This is a genomic window from Nocardiopsis baichengensis YIM 90130 (assembly GCF_000341205.1).
Lineage (GTDB): Bacteria > Actinomycetota > Actinomycetes > Streptosporangiales > Streptosporangiaceae > Nocardiopsis_A > Nocardiopsis_A halophila.
Genome location: NZ_ANAS01000034.1, coordinates 79,940 through 99,082 on the forward strand (window position 1 = coordinate 79,940; position 19,143 = coordinate 99,082).

Annotated in this window: 11 protein-coding genes; 7 read left to right on the plus strand and 4 right to left on the minus strand. The window is 75.7% G+C overall.

Features of this window, described 5'->3' with window-relative positions:
- The 3 genes from C892_RS0123750 to C892_RS0123760 are packed head-to-tail and all read left to right on the plus strand — an operon-like array spanning position 1 to position 4,632.
- On the plus strand, positions 1–822 hold the full coding sequence (locus tag C892_RS0123750; protein WP_017559232.1) for a hypothetical protein: 822 nt from the start codon (positions 1–3) through the stop codon (positions 820–822).
- Positions 819–1,997, plus strand: coding sequence for a glycosyltransferase family 4 protein (locus C892_RS0123755; RefSeq protein ID WP_017559233.1), 1,179 nt, complete (start codon positions 819–821; stop codon positions 1,995–1,997). Before C892_RS0123750 ends, C892_RS0123755 begins: the two co-directional genes overlap by 4 nt.
- Positions 1,998–2,028: 31 nt before the next feature.
- Positions 2,029–4,632: a bifunctional FO biosynthesis protein CofGH gene (locus tag C892_RS0123760; RefSeq protein ID WP_083934461.1), complete on the plus strand. Its 2,604-nt coding sequence runs from the start codon at positions 2,029–2,031 to the stop codon at positions 4,630–4,632.
- A 99-nt stretch (positions 4,633–4,731) separates the two neighbouring features.
- On the opposite strand, the gene C892_RS0123765 is transcribed toward C892_RS0123760, so the two are convergent.
- The 4 genes from C892_RS0123765 to cofD all read right to left on the minus strand — a co-directional run bounded on the left by C892_RS0123765 (position 4,732) and on the right by cofD (position 10,216).
- Positions 4,732–5,982, minus strand: coding sequence for a glycosyl hydrolase family 18 protein (locus C892_RS0123765; RefSeq protein WP_017559235.1), 1,251 nt, complete (start codon positions 5,980–5,982; stop codon positions 4,732–4,734).
- 212 nt (positions 5,983–6,194) lie between these two features.
- A complete protein-coding gene (locus C892_RS0123770) occupies positions 6,195–7,793 on the minus strand; it encodes a Na+/H+ antiporter (RefSeq protein ID WP_017559236.1) in 1,599 nt (532 codons plus the stop codon).
- 171 nt (positions 7,794–7,964) lie between these two features.
- Positions 7,965–9,251: a coenzyme F420-0:L-glutamate ligase gene (locus C892_RS0123775; RefSeq protein WP_017559237.1), complete on the minus strand. Its 1,287-nt coding sequence runs from the start codon at positions 9,249–9,251 to the stop codon at positions 7,965–7,967.
- The gene (gene cofD / locus C892_RS0123780; RefSeq protein WP_026124589.1) at positions 9,248–10,216 is read right to left on the minus strand and encodes a 2-phospho-L-lactate transferase; all 969 of its coding nucleotides are present in this window, start codon (positions 10,214–10,216) and stop codon (positions 9,248–9,250) included. Before cofD ends, C892_RS0123775 begins: the two co-directional genes overlap by 4 nt.
- 232 nt (positions 10,217–10,448) lie before the next feature.
- On the opposite strand from cofD, the gene C892_RS29475 reads away from it, so the two are divergent.
- The 4 genes from C892_RS29475 (at position 10,449) to C892_RS0123800 (ending at position 18,129) form a co-directional block, all read left to right on the plus strand.
- Positions 10,449–11,885: a hypothetical protein gene (locus C892_RS29475; RefSeq protein WP_017559239.1), complete on the plus strand. Its 1,437-nt coding sequence runs from the start codon at positions 10,449–10,451 to the stop codon at positions 11,883–11,885.
- Positions 11,886–12,114: 229 nt separating this feature from the next.
- Positions 12,115–12,402, plus strand: coding sequence for a WhiB family transcriptional regulator (locus C892_RS0123790; RefSeq protein ID WP_017538535.1), 288 nt, complete (start codon positions 12,115–12,117; stop codon positions 12,400–12,402).
- 241 nt (positions 12,403–12,643) lie between these two features.
- On the plus strand, positions 12,644–16,648 hold the full coding sequence (locus tag C892_RS0123795) for a glycosyltransferase (RefSeq protein ID WP_017559240.1): 4,005 nt from the start codon (positions 12,644–12,646) through the stop codon (positions 16,646–16,648).
- Positions 16,645–18,129: a DUF5719 family protein gene (locus tag C892_RS0123800; protein ID WP_017559241.1), complete on the plus strand. Its 1,485-nt coding sequence runs from the start codon at positions 16,645–16,647 to the stop codon at positions 18,127–18,129. The genes C892_RS0123795 and C892_RS0123800 overlap by 4 nt, the downstream gene beginning before the upstream one ends.
- Positions 18,130–19,143: the final 1,014 nt, after the last annotated feature.

Genomic DNA, 19,143 nt, shown 5'->3' on the forward strand with positions numbered 1-19,143 from the left:
GTGGACGTGCAGGCCGATCTGACCAGAATCGACGCTGCCGACGTGCTGGAGCTGCGGACCTCCGAGGTGGGCGAAGGGGGACTCGCGCTGCGCCGGCACGGGGGCTGCGGCGGGCTGCTGCCGGTCGAGCGGGTGGTGCGGTCCGGACGCAGCCTGCGGGCGCCGCTGGGCGGGCTGCCCCTCGAGGACGGGGAGTGGGACGTGCTGTGGGTGGGCCGCGACGGGCGCGCCGACCCGGTGGACACCACCGACCCCGGGGTGCACCTGTCCGACCGCGCCGACTACCTGCGCCGGCCGCGCAGCCGCGAGCTGCGCGCGATCCGCGACGCCGAGGGGCGCCTGCTGCTGCGGGCGACCACCGTCGAGCCCTACGCCGAGGTGGACTGGGTGGAGGTCCCCGCCCCCGGCGGCGACACGGTGACGGTCCGCGGCGTGCTGGCCTACGCCCCCGACCCCGACGGCGCAGGGGCGCCGATGGTCACCGCCCGCCAGCGGGGCCTGGACGGCGTGCTGGAGGCCCCGGCCGAGCTGAACGGGCGCGCGTTCTCCTGCGCGGTCCCCCTGGAGCCGGCGGCGCTGCTCTTCCGCCCTGAGCGCCCGCACAACGAGTGGGACCTGTGGCTGCGCCTGCCCGGCGGGGCCGAGCTGCGCCTGGCCGCCCACGCCGACGACGTCGTCGGCAAGAAGCGCAAGGTCGTCTTCCCCGGCACGGTGCTGGCGCGGGGCGCCGGCCCGGTCCGGGTGCGCCCCTACTTCACCGCCGCCGACGAGCTGTCGCTGCTGGCCACCGCCGCCGGGCCGGCCGGTGGGGGCGCCCGGTGAGAATCGCCTTCGTCATCGCCAACGCCTACGGCATGGGGGGCACCGTCCGCACGGTCTTCAACCTGGCCGAAGGGCTGGCCCGGCACCACGAGGTGGAGATCGTCAGCCTCACCCGGCACAAGGCCGCGCCGTTCTTCGCCGTCCCCGAGGGGGTGCGGCTGCGCGCGCTGTCGGCCACCGGCGCCGCCGCAGAGGAGGAGGGGGCGGACCGGCCCGGCCCGATGGCGGCCTGGTGGCACCGGCGGGCCCGGGCCGTGGTGCCCGAGGCCGAGCGCGAGCGGAACAAGAGCTACTCGCCCGAGGCCGTGGCCGGGCTGCGCCGCTACCTGGCCTCCACCCGCGCCGACGTGGTGGTGGGTACCCGGCCCGGGGTGAACCTGCTGCTCTCGGCCTGGGCGCCCGCCCGGGTGCTGGCCGTCGGCCAGGAGCACATCAACCTCGACGAGCACGCCCCCGAGGTCCGGGCGGCGATCACCCGCCGGTACCCGCGCCTGGGCGGGATGACCGTGCTGACCTCGGCCGACCGCACCGCCTACCGGGAGCTGCTCGGGGCCGGCGGCGACTGGCTGGAGGTCATGCCCAACCCGCTGCCTCCCCGCCGCCTGCCCCGCTCCACCCTGGACAACCCGATCATCGCGGCCGCTGGCCGGCTCTCCCCGATCAAGCAGTACCCCAAGCTGCTCGAGGCCTTCTCCTTCGTGGCCGGGAAGCACCCCGAGTGGCGGCTGCGCATCTACGGGGGCGGCAAGGCCGAGAACCGGCTGCGCTCGGAGATCGTGCGCCGGGGGCTGAGCAACCAGGTGCACCTGATGGGACGCACCAAGGACATCACCGGCGAGCTGGCCAAGGCCTCCCTGCTGGCGGTCAGCTCCCGGGTCGAGGGGTTCGGGATGACCATCATCGAGGGGTTCTCGGTGGGGGTGCCCGCGGTGAGCTTCGACTGCCCCTACGGCCCCCGCGAGATCATCGACCACGAGCGGAACGGGCTGCTGGTGCCCGCCCAGGACACCGACGCCCTCGGCGGGGCGCTGCTGCGCCTGGTGGAGGACCGCGAGGCCCGGGTGCGGATGGGCGGCCGGGCCCTGCTCTCCGCCGAGCACTACGCGCTGGAGGGCGTCGTGGAGCGGTGGGAGGACTTCCTGCGGCGGCGCCTGGCCGCGGCGGGCCGGGCCTGAGCCCGCCGGGGCCGCGGCGTATCGTGCCCCCATGACGACGGGTACACCCACGAGCACGCCGCCGACCCCATCCGCGATGCGACGCGCCCTGGCCCGCGCCCGCGACGGCAAGGCCCTCGACCCCTCCGAGGCCGAAGTGCTGCTGCACGCCCGCGGCGCGGACCTGGACCGGCTCCTGGAGGCCGCCGGCCGGGTCCGCGACGCCGGCCTGGAGGCCGTCGGCCGGCCCGGGACCGTCACCTACAGCCGCAACGTGTTCGTCCCGCTCAGCCGCCTGTGCCGGGACCGCTGCCACTACTGCACCTTCGCCACCGTCCCCGGGCGGCTGGAGGCGCCCTTCCTGGAGCCCGACGAGGTCCTGGAGATCGCCCGCCGCGGCGCCGCCGCCGGCTGCAAGGAGGCGCTGTTCACCCTCGGCGACCGCCCCGAGGACCGGTGGGAGGCCGCCCGGGACTGGCTGGACGAGCGCGGCTACGACGACACCCTCTCCTACGTCCGCGCCATGGCGATCGCGGTGCTGGAGGAGACCGGCCTGCTGCCCCACCTCAACCCGGGCGTGCTGTCCTGGGCCGACTTCCAGCGGCTCAAGCCGGTCGCCGGGTCCATGGGCATGATGCTGGAGACCACCTCCGAGCGGCTCTTCACCGAGCGCGGGCAGCCGCACTACGGCAGCCCGGACAAGGACCCGGCGGTGCGCCTGCGGGTCCTGCAGGACGCCGGGCGCTGCTCGGTCCCCTTCACCTCCGGCATCCTCATCGGCATCGGGGAGACCCCGGCCGAGCGGGCCGACTCGGTGTTCGCGCTGCGCCGGGCGCACCGCGAGCACGGGGCGGTGCAGGAGGTGATCGTGCAGAACTTCCGCGCCAAGCCCGGCACCGCGATGATGCACCGCCCCGACGCCGACCTGCAGGACCTGGCGGCCACGGTGGCCGTCACCCGGCTGGTGCTGGGGGCCCGGGCGCGGGTGCAGGCCCCGCCCAACCTCATCGGCGACGACTACGGGCTGATGCTGCGGGCCGGGATCGACGACTGGGGCGGCGTCTCCCCGGTCACCCCCGACCACGTCAGCCCCGAGCGCCCCTGGCCCCAGGTGGAGGAGCTGGAGCGGCGCACCGCCGAGCACGGGTTCGCCCTGGCCGAGCGGCTCACCGCCTACCCCGAGTACGTGCGGGCCGGCGAGCCCTGGCTGGACCCGCGGCTCTCGGCGCACGTGGCGGCGCTGGCCGACCCGGACACCGGGCTGGCCCGGCCCGGTGCCGTCCCGCACGGCCTGCCCTGGCAGGCCCCCGACCCCGCGCTGGCCGCGGCCGGCCGCACCGACCTGCACACCGGCATCGACGCCGAGGGCCGCACCGCCGACCGGCGCGGCGACTTCGACGCGGTCTACGGGGACTGGGAGGCGCTGCGCGGCCGGGCCTCGGGCGCCGCGGCGCCCGCCGCCGCCGGCGACGCGCAGGTGCGCCGGGCGCTGCGCTCGGCCGAGCGGGACCCGGCGGGCATCACCGACGACGAGGCGCTGGCGCTGCTGCGCGCGGACGGCCCGGAGCTGGAGGAGCTCGCGCGGCTCGCCGACCACCTGCGCCGCGAGGCGGTCGGCGACGCCGTCAGCTTCGTGGTCACCCGCAACATCAACTTCACCAACGTCTGCTACACCGGCTGCCGCTTCTGCGCCTTCGCCCAGCGCCGCACCGACGCCGACGCCTTCACCCTGTCGCTGGAGCAGGTCGCCGACCGGGCCGCCGAGGCCTGGGAGGCCGGCGCCGGCGAGGTGTGCATGCAGGGCGGCATCCACCCGGACCTGCCCGGCACCGCCTACTTCGACCTGGCGCGGGCGGTCAAGGAGCGGGTCCCCGGCCTGCACCTGCACGCCTTCAGCCCGATGGAGGTGGCCAACGGGGCGGCCCGCTGCGACCTGCCGGTGCGGGCGTGGCTGGAGCGGGCGCGCGAGGCCGGCGTGGACTCGCTGCCCGGCACCGCCGCGGAGATCCTCGACGACGACGTGCGCTGGGTGCTGACCAAGGGAAAGCTCCCGGCGGCGCAGTGGATCGAGGTGGTGACCACCGCGCACGACCTGGGGATGCCCACCACCTCCACGATGATGTACGGGCACGTGGACCGGCCCGACCACTGGGTGGCGCACCTGCGGCTGCTGCGCCGGCTCCAGGAGCGCTCGCTGGAGCGCAACGGGCGCCCGGGGTTCACCGAGTTCGTGGCGCTGCCGTTCGTGCACACCAACGCGCCGGTGTACCTGGCCGGGCTGGCCCGCACCGGGCCGACCGCGCGGGAGAACCGGGCGGTGCACGCGCTGGCGCGGATCCTGCTGCACGGCGCGGTCGACAACATCCAGTGCTCGTGGGTGAAGCTGGCCGAGGACACCTGCCGGGACCTGCTCCGCGGCGGTGTCAACGACGTGGGCGGCACCCTGATGGAGGAGACCATCTCCAGGATGGCCGGGTCGGACCAGGGCTCCTACAAGACGATCGGCGACATCCGCGCGCTGGTGGAGCCGACGGGGCGCCCGCTGCGGATGCGCACCACGCTCTACGGGGACGTCCCCGAGGAGCGGCGCCGGGCCGCCGAGGCCGCCGACGGGGTGGCCGCCAGCGTGCGCCGGCCGCGGCTGCCGATGGCCTGAGAGTCGATGGCCTGAGCAGGACGGCCTGAGCACGGGGGCGCCCCTGCCCCCGCACACCCGGGGCAGGGGCGCCCGGCCGTCAACGCGCCGGGAGGAGGGCTAGCACGCTCCGACGGCCTTCCAGGGGCCCCACTCGGAGTCCTGGGGCGTGTCGCCCCGGGTCCAGTGGCGCGCTTCGTACACGGTGCCCTCGTAGGAGACGCGGTCGCCGCCGGTGTAGACGGTGCCGGAGTCCCAGGCGGGCTCCTCGCAGTCACCGGGCGGGTCGGTCGTGGGGGTCGGCGACGGCGACGGACTCGTCGTGGGGGTGGGCGAGGGGGACGGGCCGCCGCCCAGCCGGGCGGAGATGTCCCGGGCGAACCGGTAGTCGTTGGTCGCGTCCCAGTTGATGGACCAGGTCATCACCCCGCCGATGGGGCCGTAGGGCTCGGCGGGCGTGAAGGAGCCGCAGTCGCTCCCGGTCTCCAGGCAGTCCAGGGCGGCGATGACGTTGGAGGTGGGCTGGTGCCCGCCGCCGGCCGCCTGCGGCGTGGCCGGCAGGCCGAGCCCGACCTGGTCCGGGCGCAGTCCCAGCTCCAGCTGGATGCAGGCCTGGGCGGTCAGGAAGTCGACCGTGCCCTGGCTGTGGACCTGGTCGTCGCAGCCCATCATCGACCCGGAGTTGTAGTACTGCATGTTGACGATGGTCAGGATGTCCGGGATGGCCTGGGCCAGCTTGTAGTAGTCGTAGCTGGGCGCCTGGAAGTCGATGGTCTGCGGCGCCATCGTGATGATCGTGTCGCCGCCGGCCCGGGAGTGCAGGTCGCGCAGGGCGTCCTCCATGTACCGGGCGTTGATGCCGTGCTCCAGGTCGATGTCGATCCCGTCGAACCCGTACTCCTGCATCAGGTCGTGGGCGCTCCGGGCGAACCCGGCGGCCTGCTCGGCGTTGGTGACGTCGACGTGGCCCTTCTGGCCGCCCACCGAGATGATCACCTTGCGGCCCTCGGCCTGGATGCCGGCGATGTCGTCCTTGAACTGCTGCTCGGTGTAGCCGCCGAGCTCGTCGGAGGCGAGGTCGAAGGTGATCCCGCCGGGAGTCCCGGCGAGGTTGTCGGCGAAGGCGACGGCCACCATGGTGTATTCGGACGGCACCTCCGACAGCGGCAGGGTCGTCGACCCGTTGTCGAAGTTGTGCCAGTAGCCGGTGAGCCAGGGGCCGGCGGCGGCCTCGGTGGAGGTCTCGGAGGCCAGCGCGGCGTCGGTGGCCGGGGCCGGGGCCGGTAGGAGCGAGACGGCGGCTGCGATGCCTGCGGCGGCGGCCGCCAGGGCGGTGGCGGCTGCGGCGCCGCGCGTGCGGAGGGGACGCATGGGGGATACTCCCTTGTCCGTTTTCCGTGAGCGGGATACGGCCGTGACAAGCGGTTCTGTGCTGCGCAGCGGTGCCTTCACCGGCACTCCCCCCCGGCGCCGGGGGGATGTGGGACGCCGGTGAACCGCAAGAAACGTAAGCGGCGCGCGGGGTGGCCGTCAATGGAACAGAAAAGAAAGTTTTCCATTAAAAGGGGGCGGGCCCTTCCCTTTCACGCCCCGCCGGTGTGCCCGGGGGGCTCGCGCAGGTCGATCTGCCGGCGCACCGCCTGCAGCGTCTCGTGCCCGATGGCCCCGTCCCGGTAGAGCCGGTTCAACGCCTCCCGCTGGGCCCGCGCCAGCTCGTGCCGCAGGAACAGGTCGCCCCGCACGTGCCTGCTCACCCGTGAGCGGGCCTGCTCGTCCTCGCCCAGGACCGCGCGGGCCTGGCGCACCTGGACCTTGTGCACCTGGCGGTGCCGCTCGGCCGCGCGCTCGTCCACCCGGCCCTGTGCGGTCAGCTCGTCCAGCCGGGACAGCGCCGCCCGCCCCATCGCCTCCTCGGCCACCGCGTACTCGCGCCGGGTGTCCTCCCCGCCCGCCAGCCCGGTCCAGCGCAGCACCAGCGGCAGCGTCGCCCCCTGGCCCACCAGCGTGCCCAGCACGACTACCGCCGCGAAGTACAGCAGCACGTTGCGGTCGACGAAGTAGTCGCCGTCCAGGGTCTGCGGCAGCGACAGCGCGATCGCCAGCGAGATCGCCCCGCGCATCCCGCACCACCCGATGACGAACCGCTCGCGCGGCGCGAGCGCGCCGGCGGCGTCCGCGCCGCCCGGCCGCACCCGCCGCACCAGCGGCGGCACCAGCATCTCCCAGGCCAGCCGGACCGCCACCGCCGTGCCCAGCACCGCCGCGCCGCCCAGCGCCAGCCGCACCCACGACAGCCCGGCCACCGCCTCGAACACCGCGTGCAGCTGCAGGCCCAGCAGCACGAACAGCACCGACTCCAGCACCATCACCAGGCCCCGCCACACCGTCTGGCCGGTGACCCGCACCTTGGCCGGCAGCATCCCCTCCACCCGGGTGCCCAGGTAGAACCCGGCGACCACGGCCGCCAGCACTCCGGAGAACCCGGCGATGTCGGCCGGGATGTAGGCCACGAACGGGACCATGAGGGAGAGCACCAGCTGGCTGTTGGGGTCCCGCAGGCGGCGCCGGAACCAGGCGGTGCCCACCGCGACCCCCGCGCCCCACACCACCCCGCCGACCACCACCTTGGCCAGCTCCACCGTCCCCGCGGCCACCGTGAGCGGGGTGGACATGGCCGCCACCGCCAGGGAGAACAGGGTCAGCGCCACCCCGTCGTTGATCAGGCTCTCCCCCTCCAGCAGGGTGACCACCCGCTTGGGGGCGCCGACCCGCTTGAGCACCGCCGCCGAGGCGACCGCGTCGGTCGGGGCCACCGCCGCGCCCAGCGCGATCGCGGCGGGCCAGCCGGTCTCGGGCAGCACCAGCCACACCACCCCGGCGATGGCGAACGCCGTGACCAGCGTCATCACCACCGCCAGTGCGATGATGGGGCGCGCCTCGGCGCGGATGTCGCGGGGAGAGGAGAAGAAGGCGGCGCTGTAGATCAGCGGCGGCAGGAACACCAGCAGGATGACGTCGGGGGACAGCCGCACGTCGGACAGGCCGGGCACGAACCCGGCCGCGGCGCCCAGCGCGACCAGCACGATCGCCTCGGGGATGCCCAGCCGCCCGGCCAGCAGCCGCCCGGCGAAGACGGTCACCCCGATCAGCACCGCGGCGAGGATCAGCAGATCGTCACTCACCCGCGCGTCCCCCCTGTGCTCGCCCCGCAGGCCCAGGGTGGCACCGGGGCGCGCCCGGCGCCCGGCGCCACGGCGGCGACCGGGCGGAACGGGCGCGGATCACACCGGGCCGCGGCTCCCCCTCCGCCTCCGGGAACTCCGCCCGCTACGGCCCCGACCCGATGAACACGCCTAGCGCACCGCGATGAACGCCTCCGGGTCCCTCGGCGGGCGGTCCTTGGGAGGCTCGGCGGCGCGGCCGACCGCGACCGAGCCCATCGGCTGCCAGTCCCCGGGCAGGTCGAGCACGGCGCGCACGGTGTCCGGGCAGAACATCGTGGAGGAGACCCAGGCCGACCCCAGGCCCTCCATCGCCAGCCCCACCAGCAGGTTCTGCACGCCCGCGCCCATCGCCACCAGGAACATCGACCGCTCGGCCGAGGCCCGCCGCTCGTCCGGGTAGGGGTGGGCGCCGTCCGCGACCAGGCAGGGCACCACCAGGTAGGGGGCGTTGCGCAGCACGTCCCCGCGCCGGGTCCGGCGGGCGATCGCCTCCTCGGAGAATCCGTCGGCCCGCAGGTCGGCCGTCCAGTCGGCGTGCATCGCCTCCAGCAGGCGCTTGCGCGTCCCGGCGTCCTCCACCAGCACGAACCGCCACGGGGCGGTGTGGTGCGGCGCCGGCGCGGTGATCGCGGCCGCCACCGCCCGGCGCACCGCGGCCGGGTCCACCGGCTCCCCGGTGAAGGCGCGGACCGTGCGCCGCGCGGGGACCACGTCGCGCGAGCCGTAGCGGAACAGGTCCTCGTCGGCGGGGCGCACCAGCGCCGCCGCGCCGGGGCCGTCCTCCTCGGTGACCAGCCCCTCCAGGCCGCGCACCAGCGCCACCGGCACCCCGGAGGCCTTGCCCTTGACCAGCTCGCCGGCGGCGGCGACCTCGTCGGCCACCGCGTTCACCGTGGCCTCCAGCAGGTTGCCGTGGCCGTCCCGGCCGCCGCGCAGGTCCAGCAGCGGCACCAGTCCGGCGGCGCCGATCGCCACGTCGGTCTGGCCGTTGCGCCAGGGGCGGCCGAAAGTGTCGCTGACGACCACGCCCACCCGCGCGCCGGTGCGCGCGCGCAGGCCGGCCCGCAGCCGCCGCGCCGATGCGTCGGGGTCCTCGGGCAGCAGCAGCACGTGGCCGGGGGCGACGTTGGAGGAGTCCACCCCGGCCGCCGCCATCACCAGCCCGGTGCGGGTCTGCACGATGCGGGTGTCCCCGCGGCGCGCCACCACCCGCTCGGTCTCCTCGGCGACGGCCGCGTCGCGCTCCTGGCGCCGGATCCGCCCCTCGGCCTTGCTGAGGATCTTGGAGGTCACCACCAGCACGTCGCCGTCGCGCAGCTCGGCCGCGCCCGCGATGAGCGCGGCCACGTCGTCGCCGGGCGCCACCTCGGGCAGCCCGGCCACGGGGCGGACCCCGACCGGCCCGGGGGCGCTCATCCGCGCCGCTCCTTGATCCGCAGACCCAGGTCGAGGGCGGCGCGGGCGATCCCGGCGGTCGCGTCCGCGTCTGTCATGTACAGGGGGCGGGACTCCACCTCGATGCCGGCGGCCTCCACCCCGGCGTCGGCCTCGTCCACGAGCCAGCCGTCCAGCAGGCCGGGGCCGTAGTGCTCGGCCACGGCGCGCGCCGAGGTCTCCACCCCGATCGCGTCCAGGCAGGCGTCGGCCATGCCCCGCACGGGCGCGCCGCCGATGATGGGGGAGACGCCGACGACGACGGCCTCCTCCAGGGCCTCGCGGATCCCCGGCACACCGAGGACCGAGCCCACGCTGACCACGGGGTTGGACGGGGGCAGCACCACCAGGTCGGCCTCGCGCACCGCCTCCAGCACCCCGGGGGCGGGCCGGGACTCCTCGGCGCCCACCGACACGATCTTCTGCGCCGGGAGCTGCGCCCGGTGCCGGATCCACCACTCCTGGAAGTGGATCGCCCGGCGCCCCTCGCCGTCCTCGACGACCACGTGCGTCTCCACCTGGTCGTCGGTCATCGGCAGCAGGCGCACGCCCGGCCGCCACCGCTCGCACAGCGCCTCGGTGACCGCCGAGAGGGGGAACCCCGCGGCGAGCATCTGCGAGCGCACGATGTGCGTGGCGGTGTCCCGGTCGCCCAGCCCGAACCAGGTGGGCTTCATCCCGTAGGCGGCGAGCTCCTCCTTGACGGTGAACGACTCCTCGGCGCGGCCCCAGCCGCGCTCCTCGTCGATCCCGCCCCCGAGGGTGTACATCACGGTGTCCAGATCCGGACAGACCCGGAGTCCGAACAGGGTGATGTCGTCACCGGTGTTCCCGATGACGGTGATTGCCGATTCGCTCTCTCGGCCCGATACGATCCCCAGCGTCGCCTTGAGGCCGCGGAGGAACCGCGCGCCTCCGATGCCGCCGGCCGGCACGACTATCCGCATGGGGCCAAGTCTGGCAGGCTGTGGCCCGCATGTGCGCGGCGGACCCCTGTGACGCCTGCGACGGCGGGGGCGCACCGGACGCCGCCGCCCCGTCCCCGCACCTTTCCGGGGCCGCGGTCCGGATCACCCCTTGGGGCTCCTCTCGCCGGGGAGACGGCCGGTGGGCTTGACAGACTGTCCATATGCAAAGCTTCCACCGTCGCGACAGCGAAGCAGCGGAGGGGAACCTCTCTTGAACAACGACGCAATCAACGGCTTGCGGGTACCCGCCGCCTGGGCGCTGCTCGGCGCCGTGGCAGCGCGGATGCTCGGGGGCTTCATCAGGCTCTTCGGCGGAGAGGACGTCGTCCACAGCTTCGCCGGTGCCGGCACGGTCTTCTTCGACCCGATCACGGTCGGGCTGGTCGCCCTGGCGGCCGTGCTGGTCGTCACGGCGCCGAACAGGACGGCCGCGAACTTCCCGATCGTGCTCACCGGCATGATCATGCTCGGGCTCGGGGCGCTGATGGCCCTGCTCACGCTGATCATGTCCTTCGTGAGCGCCTCCGAGCTCGGCATGATGGCGAACGGGTTCGCCTCCCTGTTCGAGATCGCGGGGAGCGCCGCGATCCTCGCCTTCGCCTTCATCTACCTGATCAAGGTCTTCGGCGACCCGACCCTGGTGGTGCGCTCGCAGCCGGCCCCGCAGATGGGGCCGATGGGCCAGCCGGGCCAGCCGCAGGGGTACGCGCCGCCGACCGGCGGGCAGCCCGCCTTCGGCGCGCCGAACCCGACGGAGACCTTCTCCGCTCAGCCGCAGGCGGGCTACGACCCCTACGCCCCGCAGGCGCAGGACCCGCAGCAGGCGCAGCAGATGTACGGCCAGGACCCGGCCCAGGCGTACGGCACGGGTGGTCAGCCGGCGTACGGGGACGCCTACCAGCAGCAGGGCTACGACCCGTACGCCCAGCAGCAGGCGTACGCGCAGGACCCGGCGCAGGCCTACGGCACCGGAGGCCAGCCCGCTTACGGTGACGCCTACCAGCAGGCGTACGGCCAGGACCCGGCGCAGGCCTACGGCACCGGAGGCCAGCCCGCTTACGGTGACGCCTACCAGCAGGCGTACGGCCAGGACCCGGCCCAGGCGTACGGCACGGGTGGTCAGCCGGCTTACGGGGACGCGTACCAGCAGCAGGACCCGTACCAGCAGGCCTATGCGCAGGACCCGGCGCAGGCCTACGGCACGGGTGGTCAGCCGGCTTACGGTGACGCGTACCAGCAGCAGGACCCGTACCAGCAGGCCTATGCGCAGGACCCGGCGCAGGCCTACGGCACGGGTGGTCAGCCGGCTTACGGGGACGCGTACCAGCAGCAGGACCCGTACCAGCAGGCCTATGCGCAGGACCCGGCGCAGGCCTACGGCACCGGAGGCCAGCCCGCCTACGGCGACGCGTACCAGCAGCAGGGCTACGACCCGTACGCCCAGCAGCAGGCTTACGCCCAGGACCCGCAGCAGGCCCAGCAGGCCTACGACCCGTCCCAGTACGCGCCCCAGCCCGAGGCGGGCGCGGCCGGCGACGCCCAGGGGGCCGTCCCCGGCGCCGCGGAGACCGGCGACCAGCCGGCCGACCAGGGCGAGGGCCAGGCCCGTCAGGACCAGGCCTGGTACCGGGACGACGACCGCCGCTGACGCCGCCTCCGGCCCCCGTCCGGCCCGCCCGGCCCCAGGGAATTGCGTGGCAATCCCACGGATACCGGCCCAGCGCCCGCCGAGAGCGGTGCGCAACGTGGTATTCAAGGGATTGCCACGCAACGCGCTTGACGTATCACAAGCATCACGCGTGTAATTTCAGGGTGTGTTTCACCCCTCCCGGGGGTCGAAGGGGAGGGGACATCTAGGGGGGCAATAGGAGGTGCGCATGAGCGAGGTGATCCCGCTGGCGCACGGCGCAGACGAAGATCTGGGCTGGCAGGAGCGCGCACTGTGCGCGCAGACCGATCCGGAGGCGTTCTTCCCCGAGAAGGGCGGCTCGACGCGGGAGGCCAAGAAGGTCTGCCAGTCCTGCGAGGTCCGGGCCGAGTGCCTGGAATACGCGCTGGAGCACGACGAGCGTTTCGGCATCTGGGGGGGACTCTCCGAGCGCGAGCGCCGCCGGCTGAAGAAAGCCGCCGGGCAGGATTTCGATTTCCTGGCCGACATGCTCTAGGACCGGCCGTCTGCGCCGATGCGTGCGCTCCGGGATCTTTGCCCCGGAGCGCACGTTTTTTTATCCCCTATTTACGCCCCTACCGGTAGGGCGTCCCGGTCCGCCCCCTTCCGGCCGCCTCCGCCCCGGTCCGACCGTTCCGCCCACGGCCGCCCGCCGTGTGCCGTAAGGTGAGCTGCCGAATGAGTCGGACCGTATCCCGCGTTACATCCCGACCCGCGACCCTCGAGAGACCCGCAGCGTGCTTGCCCAGGATCCCGACCCCGCCCTCCACATCGTCACGGCCGTGATCGTCGCCCACGACGGCGAACGCTGGCTCGCGGAGTCACTGCAGGCCGTGCGCGACCAGAACCGCCCGGTGCAGCGCGTCGTCGGCGTGGACGCGGGCAGCCGCGACCGCAGCGGCGACGTGCTCGCCGAGTTCCTGGCCCCGGACGCCATCGCCGCCGCCCCGCGCGGCTCCGGGTTCGGCGGCGCGGTCCGGGCCGGCCTGGAGCTGCCCCGGCTCAGCGCCCCCTTCCCGGGTGCGGGCCCCGGCGCCACCGAGTGGATCTGGCTGGTCCACGACGACTGCGCCCCCGCCCCCGACGCGCTGGAGCGCCTGCTGGCGGCCGCCGCCGACGACCCGCGCGCCGCCGTCCTGGGCCCCAAGCTGCGCGACTGGTACGACCGGCGGCTCCTGGTGGAGGCCGGGGTGACCATCGACGGCGCCGGCCGACGGGAGACCGGGCTGGAGCCGCGCGAGTTCGACCACGGCCAGCACGACGGCGACCGCCAGGTGCTGGCCGTCTCCAGCGCCGGGATGCTGGTGCGCCGGGACGTGTGGGAGGCCCTGGGCGGGTTCGACGCGTCGCTGCCGCTGTTCCGCGACGACATCGACTTCTGCTGGCGCGCCGGGGCCGCCGGGCACCGGGTCCTGCTGGTCACCGGCGCCGTGGCCTACCACGCCGAGGCCGCCGCCCGCCGCCGCAGGCGCATCGGCGCCGCCGGGGACCACCCCCGCCGCCTGGACCGGCGCAACGCGATGTTCGTGCTGCTGGCCAACCTGCCCTTCGGGGGGATGGTCGGCGCCCTGCTGCGCAACTCGCTGGGATCGCTGCTGCGGGTGCTGATGTACGTCATCGCCAAGCGGCCCGCCGACGCCTACGACGAGGCGGTGGCGATCACCTCGGTGTACCTGATGCCGGGGCGGCTGGTCCGGGCCCGCTTCCGCAGGCGCCGCAACCGGCGCCGCACCTACAGCGCCATCCGCCCCTACCTGGCGCACGGGGTGGCCCTGCGCCAGTTCACCGAGACCGTGGTGGGACTGCTCACGGGCGGCGGCGGGGCCCCGTCCTCCGGGCGCCACCAGGCGGTGGCCGCCGGGCCGGCCGAGGACGAGGAGAGCCTGCTGGCCGACGAGCACGGCGTCCTGCGGCGCGTGCTCACCCACCCGGGCGTGCTGCTGGTGCTGGCCCTGACGGCGGTGGCGCTGGTCGCCGAGCGGTCGCTGTTCAGCGGCGGCACCCTGGCCGGGGGCGCGCTCCCGCCGGCCGCCGGAGGCGCCGCGGACCTGTGGGCGCTCTACCTGTCCGGCGCGCACGAGACCGGGATCGGGTCGGACGCGGCCGTGCCGCCCTACGTGGGCGTCCTGGCGCTGCTGTCCACCCTTGCCCTGGGCAAGCCGTGGCTGGCCGTCACCGTGCTGCTCCTGGGGTGCGTGCCGCTGGCGGGGGCCACCGCCTACCTGCTCGCCCGCGAAGTGCTCGCCTACCGCCCGGCGCGGCTGTGGATGGCCGGGTCCTACGCCCTGCTCCCGGTGGCCACCGGCGCCGTGGCCCAGGGGCGGATCGGCACCGCGCTGGTGCACGCGCTGCTGCCGGTGCTGGGGCTGCTCGCCTCGCGCATGCTCACCCTGCCCCCCAAGCGCTCCCGGCGCGCCGCCTGGGGGATCGCGCTGCTGCTGGCCGCGGGCACCGCGTTCGTGCCGCTGCTGTGGCTGCTGGCGCTGGTCGGCGGCGGCGTGGTGGCGGTGGCCTTCGGCCACCTGGGGCGCCGGCTGTACGTCAGCCTTGCGATCGCACTGGGGGTGCCGCTGCTCCTGCTGTTGCCCTGGTCGGCGCAGCTCGTGCTGCACCCCTCCCAGTGGCTGCTGGAGGCGGGCCTGCACGACCCGGCCCTGTCCTCCCCGCCGGCCGCCGCCCACGAGCTGCTCATGCTCTCCCCGGGCGGCGCGGGGGCGCCCCCGTGGTGGGTGACGGCCGGGTTCGTCGCCGCGTCGCTGAGCGCCCTGCTCCTGCTGCGCCGCCGGATGCTGGTGGCGGTGGGCTGGTGCATGGCCCTCTTCGGGATCCTGGCGGCCATCCTCATCAGCCGGGCCGCGGTGGCGCCGTACTACGGCGGGCCGCCCGCACACGCCTGGCCCGGGGTGGCGCTCGCCTTCGCCGCCACCGCGATGCTGCTCAGCGCGGGGCTGGCGGCCCAGTCGCTCGGCCGGATGTGGCGCGACGGCGGGCTGCGCCGGCTCCTCGCCGCGGGCGCGGCGGCCCTGGCACTGACCACCCCCGTCGGCGCCGCGGCGGCCTGGATGTGGCAGGGCGTCGACGGGCCGCTCAGCGGGGACGCCCCGGACCCGGTGCCCGCCTTCCTCACCGCCACCACCGGCGGCGCCGAGGGGGTGCGCACCCTCGTGCTCTCCCCGGCCGGGGAGGGGCCGCTGCGGTACGCGGTGCTGCGGCCGGGGGAGCCCCGGCTGGGCACCGAGCAGGTGCAGCCCGACGACGACGCCCGGCAGGCCCTGGAGACCGAGGTGGCGGCGCTGGCGGCGGGCCGGGCCGGGGACGAGGTCGCGGCGCTGGCCGACTTCGGGGTGGGGCACGTGCTGGTGCCCGACCCGCCGGACGGCGGGGAGGAGGCCCCGACCGTCGTCGACACCCTGGACGGCACCCCCGGGCTGATCCGGCAGATGCACGGCGAGGAGTTCGCGCTCTGGCGGCTGGACGCGCCCACCGGGCGGATGCGCCTGGCGCCCCCGGCCGAGGACGGGGCCGGTGCCGGTACCGGCGCCGCGGGCGGAGACGGTGACGGCGGGGCGGGCGCCGCCGGGGACGCGCAGGTCCTGACCCCCGAGGCCGACGGGCGGGTGAGCGTGCCCGCCGGGTCGGAGGGGCGCGCCCTGCTGCTGGCCGAGCCGGCGGGGGCCGGATGGACCGCGTCGGTGGACGGGCGCGAACTGGCCGCCGAGACCACGGAGGCGGGAACGGCCGCCTTCACGGTGCCCGCCTCCGGCGGGGACGTGGTGGTCGAACGGGGCGCGGCGGTGCGCGACGCCTGGCTGGTGGTGCAGGGGGTGCTGCTGGCGCTGGCCCTGGTCCTGGCCTCGCCCGGGGCGCGCACCGCGGAGGACGCCGCCGAGGAGCGGACCCGTGCCGAGGCCCGCCCCCGGCGCCCGCGCGGACGCCGGGCCCGCGGCCACCGCCGCACCACCGGGACGGAGAGCGCAGCGACGGACACCGCCACGACGGACACCGGCGGGCAGCCGGTGGTGGATCACGGCGATGGCCCGGGCGCTGACGGTGGGGACACCGGGTCGGTCCCGGTCGTGCCGTCGGGCGAAGCGTCCGGGAGCGGGGGCGGTCGCCGTCGTGGTCGCCGTAGGGCCGATCGCCGTGCGGACACCGGTTCGATGGGCGTCGTCGGGTCCGACGCCGACGACCAGGAGGCCACGCCGCCGAGCGGCCGCACATCGGGCCGCCGCGCAGGCGGCCGTCGCAGGTCCGGTGGCCGTGCGGACACCGGTGCGCAGCCGGTGGTGGAGCAGGGCGACGGCTCGGGGGCTGACGGTGGGGACACCGGGTCGGTCCCGGTCGTGCCGTCGGGCGAAGCGTCCGGGAAGGGCGGCGGCCACCGCCGCGGCCGTCGCAGGTCCGGTGGGCGTGCCGACACCGGTGCGCAGCCGGTGGTGGAGCAGGGCGACGGCTCGGGCCCCGATGGCAGGGATACCGGGTCGGTCCCCGTGGTGTCGCCGGGAGAAGCGTCCGGGAGCGGGGGCGGTCGCCGTCGTGGTCGCCGTAGGGCCGATGGCCGTGCGGACACCGGTTCGATGGGCGTCGTCGGGTCCGACGCCGACGACCAGGGCCCGTCGGCGACGGACACGGACCCGGGCCGCCGTTCCCGCGGCCGCCGGAGGGCCGGCTGGAGGCGCAAGGGCACCGACCGGAAGCCGGAGGCCGGCGAGCAGGACGGCACGGGGGAGGACCAGGCGTGAAGCTGATCGTGCAGAACCGGTTCGCGCTGCTGGGCCTTGTCGCGGTGGCGCTGGCGGCGCTGTTCGCCGTGGCCGCGGGCACCCGCCCGGCGGGCCCGCCGGAGGCCTCCGGCGGCGGTGAGCGGGTCCGGGTGGAGTCGGCGGTGCGGGTCTGCCCGTCCCCGCCGGAGGACACCGGGACCGAGGCGGCCGTGTTCTCCCCGTTCGAAGGGGACGAGGAGGGCGAGCTGGTGCTGGAGCCCAACGAGGAGGACCCCCGCGCCCCGCTCGCCGAGGGCGACCTGCCCGGGCAGCTGCTGGCCGAGGACGTCGACGATGCCGAGGGCGCCTCGGTGCTGCGCGCGTCCGGGGCGTTCGCCGCCGGGCTGGACGCTGCGGTGACCGCGCGCGCCGACGACGGCGACGCCGAGGACGACGGCGCCCCCGGGCTGGCGGCGGTCGGCTGCGCCGAGCCGGGGTGGAGCACCTGGTTCACCGCGCCCTCCGGGGAGGACGTGCGGGAGCTGCGCCTGCGCCTGGCCAACCCGGACGACTCCGCGGCGGTCGCCACCGTGGACGTGTACGCCTCGGACGGCCCGGTCTCCGACTCCTCGGTACGCGGGGTCCGGGTGGAGCCGCACACCGAGGAGGTGTTGGAGCTGGGCGAGCTCACCGAGGCCTCCTCCGGCGACGCCGCAACGGTGCACGTGCGCACGTCCGCCGGGCGGGTCTCCCCGTCGTTGCTGGTGGAGCGCTCCGGGCCGGGCACGGAGTGGGCGCCGGCGACCGCGCGCCCGGCGCACGCCCAGGCGGTCCCGGGCGTGCCCGGCGGGGGCGGGGCGCGCACCCTGATGGTGGCCGCGCCCGGCGACGAGCCGGCCGAGGTGCAGGTGCGGCTGGTGACCGCCGAAGGGGAGGTGGAGGTCGAGGCGCTGGAGACGGTGGACGTTCCGCCGGCGTCGACGACGACCGCGAGCCTGGACATGCCGCTGGGGGAGCAGCCGGCCACGGTGGTGGTCGAGTCCGACGAGCCGGTGGTGGCCGGGGTCGCTGCGGAGCGCGAGGGCGGGGACGACGCCGCTTACACGGCGGCGGTGCCGGCCCTGGCGCCGGGGCCGAACGGCACCGCATCGGTCCCCGCCGTCCCGGAGGGGGTGTCGCTGGATCTGCTGGTAGGGGCGACGGAGGAGGACGCCGTGGTGGTCGCGACCCCGGTGTCCCCGGACGGAACGACCGGCGACCCGGTCCAGGTGGAGGCGGGCGCCGGGACCACCGCCGAGCAGGAGGTCGAGGGGCCGGACGGGGACTACGCGCTCGCGCTGGAGCTGGGCGACGGCTCGGGGTCGGCGTACGTCGGGGCGGTGCTGACCGAGGGGTCGGGCAAGGACCGGCACACCGCGGTCCTTCCGGTGCACCCGGCGCCGTCCGAGGTCCGCCTCCCGGCCGTGACCGGGGGTCTGACCGCGATCTCGGGTACAGAAGAAGAATCCGAGGACCGCTGACCCGAGCCCGAGGCCTTCCCGAGGCTGGCGGCCCGGCGGTTCAGCGGTTCAGGGGCCCGGCGGCTCAGACGGAGCACGGCGACGGCTCGGCTGGTGCCCCGCTCGCGGGCCCCGGCCGGGCGGCGGTCCTCCTCCGGTACCGGAGATGAGCAGCGACGAGGAAGCGGGGTGGTTCCCCGGCCGTTCCGCTCGACCGCCGGGTCCCTGGCGGTCCGGGAGGTACGGCGGCGACGGCGCAGGCTGGTACCCCGCTCATGGGCCCCGGCCGGGCATCGGGCCGCCGGAGTGCGGGGAGATGGGCGGCGACGGGACGGCAGGTTCCACCGCTCCGGCCTGCCTGCCGGGCGGCGGGGCCCCGGCGGTACCGGCGATGAACAGCGGCGGCGGAACGGCAGGTACCCCGCTCACGCCTGTCGGCCGGGTGCCGGGCCGCCGGGGCGAAAGGGGCAAGGCGGCGACGGTGAGGCGGGTCCCCGGCGCTGCCGGTCGGCCGCCGGGGGTCTGCCGTCTTCGGCCCTGGCGGGCCCCTTCCTTTTCGCGTTCCGGGCATACCGGGCGCACCAGGCGGCAGCAGGCCATCGTGAGTGGTGGTATCGCCACGAAATGTGCAATCGCGTGGCGATACCACCACTCACGATGGACAACACGCCCTTCCGGGCCGCTCTCCGGCGGACACGGCCCGCCGGGCGCCCCGTTTGCCCGGATCCAAAGGGGGTGCGGGCCTTGCGCGCCCCCGGAGCGCCGCCCAGGACCGGGCAGGCGTGCGGTGGCGGCCAGACCAGAACGGGATTCGGTACCCGACACCCCCTCTACCGGCACACCGGACCCGATTACAGCACCCTCGGTCACTCCGGGTAGCCGGGAAGGGGGCGACACCGGCACCAGGCCTGGCACGACCGGGCGCCCCGCTCCTCCTCCGCCACCCCCGCCCCACCGGCGGGCGGACGAACAGGGGCAATACGGGCACCGTAGTACCGAACCCCGTTCTGGTCTGGCCGGGATCGCACCCAGGGG

Excerpts from the sequence above, each read along its gene's own strand:
- cofD (WP_026124589.1), bottom strand. The coding sequence starts at position 10,216 with ATGCGGATAGTCGTGCCGGCCGGCGGCATCGGAGGCGCGCGGTTCCTC.
- C892_RS0123790 (WP_017538535.1), top strand. The coding sequence starts at position 12,115 with ATGAGCGAGGTGATCCCGCTGGCGCACGGCGCAGACGAAGATCTGGGC.
- C892_RS0123760 (WP_083934461.1), top strand. The coding sequence starts at position 2,029 with ATGACGACGGGTACACCCACGAGCACGCCGCCGACCCCATCCGCGATG.
- C892_RS0123775 (WP_017559237.1), bottom strand. The coding sequence starts at position 9,251 with ATGAGCGCCCCCGGGCCGGTCGGGGTCCGCCCCGTGGCCGGGCTGCCC.
- C892_RS0123765 (WP_017559235.1), bottom strand. The coding sequence starts at position 5,982 with ATGCGTCCCCTCCGCACGCGCGGCGCCGCAGCCGCCACCGCCCTGGCG.